The 5415-nt window shown below is 42.4% G+C and carries 5 protein-coding genes; 2 read left to right on the top strand and 3 right to left on the bottom strand.

The features are described 5' to 3' along the window. Positions 1 to 278: 278 nt before the first annotated feature. Positions 279 to 461, top strand: a complete 183-nt coding sequence (locus O9334_RS05985; protein WP_072024784.1) for a hypothetical protein — start codon at positions 279 to 281, stop codon at positions 459 to 461. A gap of 87 nt (positions 462 to 548) precedes the next feature. Here O9334_RS05985 and O9334_RS05980 read toward each other — a convergent pair whose 3' ends face one another. Together O9334_RS05980 and der are read right to left on the bottom strand one after the other, a co-directional pair. After that, positions 549 to 1424 (bottom strand): energy-coupling factor transporter transmembrane component T family protein, encoded by an 876-nt coding sequence (locus O9334_RS05980; RefSeq protein ID WP_045357868.1) that lies wholly within the window; start codon positions 1422 to 1424, stop codon positions 549 to 551. A gap of 3 nt (positions 1425 to 1427) precedes the next feature. Beyond that, complete coding sequence (gene der, locus O9334_RS05975) at positions 1428 to 2786, bottom strand: ribosome biogenesis GTPase Der (protein WP_002782109.1); 1359 nt, start codon at positions 2784 to 2786, stop codon at positions 1428 to 1430. 380 nt (positions 2787 to 3166) lie between these two features. On the opposite strand from der, the gene O9334_RS05970 reads away from it, so the two are divergent. After that, entirely contained in the window at positions 3167 to 3637 is a 471-nt protein-coding gene (locus tag O9334_RS05970; protein ID WP_002741005.1) for a DUF4079 domain-containing protein, read from the top strand. Positions 3638 to 3826: 189 nt separating this feature from the next. Here O9334_RS05970 and O9334_RS05965 read toward each other — a convergent pair whose 3' ends face one another. Further along, positions 3827 to 4381, bottom strand: a complete 555-nt coding sequence (locus O9334_RS05965) for a hypothetical protein (RefSeq protein ID WP_190380270.1) — start codon at positions 4379 to 4381, stop codon at positions 3827 to 3829. Positions 4382 to 5415 lie beyond the last annotated feature (1034 nt).

Genomic DNA, 5415 nt, shown 5'->3' with positions numbered 1-5415 from the left:
TGGCACCATGCCATCCTAGATGGGGTTGAAGGGCTTGCTTTAAGGCGCTATACTGATTCATAGGGTTTTCGAGATTAGTGCTATTTCTCATAAAACCCTACTCCCGCCTACTTTTCAAGCTTTTTGTCCTGTACTTAGACTTTTGATATATTTAAGTATCTATCTTTAGTAGGAAATTGGCGAGTGAGAAGTGGGAAGTGGGGAGTTTTTTGCTGTGAACAGTAATCAGTGATCAGTAAACAGTAAACAGTAATCAGTAATCAGTGAGGTTCTTCGGTTTGTCTTATGCAACGGACAGGGTTATAAGAAATGAAACTATTATAGAGAAAGACATTTGGCGATTTTTGTCAATTGTTTTCGAACTAGAGCGAACTAATCAATTAAATCCCTTGCCAGATAAAGATTTAGTCGATTTATGCCCCCCTATCGAACCATACCAAGTAACGAAGAACCATCAGTGAAAAGACAGGAGGAAACTTCTATTTAATACTGCACAATTAAAACTCAAATCTGATAACTGATAACTGATAACTGATAACTGATAACTGCTATAAACCCCCCAAAACTAATCGGGCTGCCCAAAAGGGAATTAACAAAAATAAAGCAATAAAATCAGCCCATCTTAACTGTAATTGGTGCCAGCGTACTTGATGCTGATTGGGACTGGTAAAACCGCGAACCTCCATAGCGATCGCTATTTGTTCGGCGCGCAAAAGCAAATTATCTAGTAATTTTTCCACTACTGTTAACCAGACGTTTAAACTCTTTTTAATCCCTAATTTCTGCCAATCGATCGCCCTAGTTCGCACTGCCCTAGCTAGATTTTGGACTTCTTCTAAAACCAGAGGAATAAAGCGCAAAGACAGGGTCAAAGTCAGAGAAATTTCCGTCACCGGCACATTAAATCGCCGTAAAGGACTCATTAAATTCTCTAAACCTTCGGTAATTTCTTCCGGGGCCGTCGTCAACAAAAAGAGATTAGTGCTATAAATTAAAGTAAAAACTAAGGTACTAATTCTCACTGCTAATTCCAAAGAACGTCGGGTAACAAATAAACGACCTCTATCCCATAAAACATACTGATAATCACTTGCTGGCGGTAAATTCAGCCCTTCATCCGGTAAACGCGGTTGAATACTCACCCCTAAACCATCGGGAGTGATAGCAGTAATCAGAAAGACGATAATCGCTAAAAATATCAGCCAGCCCATCTGTTGCCGCCAGACGCGGGGAGGAATAGGGGCCAACAGGGTTAACAACATTAACAATCCCACCAAAGCTAAACGCCACCAAGGATTAGCCAATAAAGGTGCTGCTAAAAAAGCCATTAACCAGATAAATTTTACCCGCGCATCTAGTTGATGTAGTCGGGTAATCGGTTGATCGAGATAAAGACCGATGGGCAAACTTCGCAATAAATCCATAAATTAGACCTTGGTGGCTCTATTAACTGTTTTTTCCACTTCTCGCGCCGGTTTGCCGCGCCAGATTAAGCGGATCGGGGTTCCTTTAAAGCCTAACTGTTGCCGGAATTGCCCTTCGATGTAACGGCGATAGTTATCATTAAAGCGCTGGGGATCGTTAACGAAAAGAGCGATCGTGGGGGGTTGACTCGATACTTGCGTGCCATAGTATAGTTTCCCCTGTTTTCCGCCCCTGGTGGTGGGGGGATTGTGCCATTTAACCGCATCTTCGATCACATCGTTGATTACCGAGGTACTGACGCGACGACGGTGAGATTCGGCGGCAATATCGACTAATTCGAGGATTTTGGTGACTCTTTGCCCCGTCATGGCGCTGACAAAGATCATTTCTGCCCAATCCATGAAATACAGTCGATCTTGGAGCATTTTGGTGTAAGTATTGATGGTGTAGGTGTCTTTCTCCACTGCATCCCATTTATTGACCACTAGCACCACCGCGCGCCCTTCTTCAATAATTCGTCCCGCCAATTTTAAATCCTGTTCGGTGACACCATCTAGCACATCGATGACGAATAGTACCACGTCAGACCGGCGAATTGCTTTAAAAGCACGGTTAATACTGAAAAATTCGGCTCCATAGTCCACATTCTTCTTACGGCGAATGCCGGCGGTGTCAATTAACCGATAAACCTGTCCTTCTCGTTCAATTAAAGTATCGATCGAGTCTCTGGTGGTTCCCGAAATCGGACTAACGATCGCCCGTTGTTGTCCGGTTAAAGCATTGAGGAGACTGGATTTACCCACGTTAGGACGACCGATAATTGCCACTTTAATCTCTTCATTTTCGGGAATTGCCGCCGCGGGTGGCAAATATTTAATCACCGCATCGAGTAGTTCTCCTGTACCAGAACCGTGAATGGCCGAGATGGGGAAGGGTTCACCGATGGCTAATTCCCAGAATTCCGTCGCTTGCAGGATACCCTGTTCCACCGATTCACATTTATTGACGGCCAAAAGTATCGGTACATTTTGCTGTCGTAACCAAGCGGCAATTTCTCGATCGCCGGCGGTAATTCCCCCTTGCCCATCGACGACAAAAATCGCCACACTTGCCTCTGCTAGGGCGATTAAAGCCTGTTCGCGGATTAAAGGGAGAAATTCGCTGTCATCGTTAAAAACTAGCCCCCCTGTATCGACAATTTGAAAATCTCGATCGCACCAGAAAGCTGGTTGATAGGTGCGATCTCTGGTAATCCCGGGTTGATCGAAAACGATCGCCTGTTGATCTCCAGCGATACGATTGACGAGGGTGGATTTGCCCACATTGGGACGACCGATAATAGCGACGACAGGCAGTTTCATAAGAGGGGGAGGGGGCGGAAATTCAAGGCCCAATATTCTATCATAGCGATTTGCGATCGACCTTGGTTGATTTAAACGTTGGTTTGAACAAAGATAAGCTGTTCGTAATTTAAATTGCTTGTTGAGACGAGGCAAGAGGCAAAAGGCAAAAGGCAATAGTAAAGGGATTGGGGGAGGTTCGGCTAATCTAAGAATAAGCGGGTTAAATGCGTCTTAGCTTAGTCAGGAGACTATTTGTATTTATTCTCCCCACACCCCACTCTCCTATAGCTTTTAAACGGGATTTAGTATGACAGGTCCAGTGACCCAGAAAACAAGGAAGCGCGAGCGATTCATGTTAATTTTTATTAAGAAGCGATCTTTGATGAGAACAGACAACTATGAACTTCGAGATTCCCAGCGCCGTAAAAACTTGGTCACAATTTGGCCATCCCATTTTAATGTGGGTTTTATTAGGATTAACTATCTATGCGCTCTATTCGGGGCTACAATGGCGACGGACGCGGACAGCAGATAAAGACCTAAAAAAAGAATTATTGCCCAAAAATTTTCGCACTAAACACTATCAAATTGGCTCCCTAATTCTCGCTTTAATGGTGTTGGGGACGATCGGGGGTATGGCGGTAACTTATATTAATAACGGTAAATTATTTGTCGGTCCCCATCTGCTGGCCGGTTTAGGGATGGTGGGTTTAATCTCGATCAGTGCCGCTTTAGTACCTTTAATGCAAAAGGGCAACGAATTGGCGAGAATCACCCATATTACCCTTAATGCCGTCATTTTAGGTCTTTTTGGCTGGCAAGCCTTCACGGGAATGGATATAGTCCAGCGTATTCTCAGCAAAATGTAAGAAAACCTCAAAAGATAGGATGCGTCATCAGACGCATCCAAACCTGAAAAGTGCTTTCAAAATAATCACAAATTATAGAATCTTTCTGACGGGTAGAAACAAAAAGCAAAAAATCAAATAAAGAGAGCTAGTGTTTCTCATAAAGATGAAGTGTAACCTAATGTAGTGGTGCAAAATAAAATGAGATGACTATTGAGGAGAAGACAAGTCGCGGAAAATCTGGCTGGCGATGGCTGCACTGCGGCGAATTTGTTCAATTTCGGAAAGAGCTTGCCAATTTTCGGTGTCTATATTAGTTTCGCTCTGGCCATTACGCATAGTATAGGCGTAGGGACGGGCAAAAACCTCTAAATCTTCTGGAGACCATTGGGGAAAGAGATCGCTAAGACAAACAACAAGGCGATCAAGGTTGTCTAATTGACTATTAACTAGATTTTCAGCACTTTCTACTAGACGATTTAAATGTTCGGCCGGCAGTAAAGAGGCAAATTGATCAAAGATATGAGACCGGGGTGAAACGGAAACCGTCGGGAATTTCTGGTGTAAACTGCTAAAGAATCTATGAGCTTGTGCCTCGATCGCCGTCGCTTCTAGTCCTGCACACAGAGAAAAAGGCGTTTCTGTCACGTCTAAGGGATCATGACTCTCAACAGCGGTTACATCCCAGGGATAGGTGTCTTCTTCTTCGATCAGGATTGCCAGAAGTTCCTCGGTAATCTGTTCGGATAAGGATAAATGACTCATAATTTTAGCCTTTGTGGTGTTCAATGAGTAACTACATCTCGGTTTTGACAATTCCCGAAGGTAAAAACAGACTTCTGGTGGAAGTCAGGCAAGAAGCACTCTTGCCATAGTAGCAATAATTAGGGTTTGCTGAAAAAGCTTTTCCTGGGGGCAGGGTGTGGGGTGTGGGGTTTTACCGATTTTGAGGTAGTCAGTTGCCTAATTTTCAGGGAAAAAGTACCTGAATTTTGCCCCCGATCCCCGCAATAGCTGGCACTTTTTGAGGGAAAAAAAGTCTAAAAGTCTTAGGCAACCAGGTTTTTAGATTTATTCAGCAAGCCCTAATTAACCCCTGCATATTATTATTGATTACTTTTTGACTTTTGCCAGAAGCCGATCAGAAAAGTGGCATAAACTTCTCAACGCCTGAATTTGGAACAAGCTGACATCCTCTGCTGGAATGTAAGTGATAAGTTTTACCGCTCGAATCTGTCTTCCTCTCTGTGTTCTTTCTGCCTCTGTGGTTTATCCTTAATCTTTCTGGGATCACCTGAGAAAAACTGTATGCTAGACCATATTTAACATTTAATAATTTAATAATTCAATATTTAATCATATAAGTACCTAAGCAAAATTAATTACACATATCTAACCCCCCCTTGCCTCTTGCCTCTTGCCTCTTGCCTTTCTTCACTAGGAAATTTATTTTGCACGACTACTTATCATAATAGACTATATTACTACTGGACTTAAAGTGGCTTCTTTAATTCGGCTAGGACGATTAACAAGTGTCGAATCATCTGTAATCAATGCACGTTTAGGAAATATCTCACCAGAAAGACTAACACGCATTAAAAATCTTTTAATCAATTGGCTAAGAAAATAGACCTCTTGCATAATTTTTTTATGGTATGATATAAGGTTTTGCTTTTTTCTCAATTCTTAGATTGAAGTGGAAAAAAGAATAAAATGTGATCTTAGGTCAGGAAATCATCTATAATTTTGCTATGTTTATTAGCAAAATTATGGATTATCAAAACTTATCAGATGAACAA

Origin of the sequence: Microcystis sp. LE19-8.1F (assembly GCF_027531715.1) — a bacterium.
Lineage (GTDB): Bacteria > Cyanobacteriota > Cyanobacteriia > Cyanobacteriales > Microcystaceae > Microcystis > Microcystis wesenbergii_A.
This window is presented reverse-complemented; position numbering and strand designations above follow the sequence as displayed.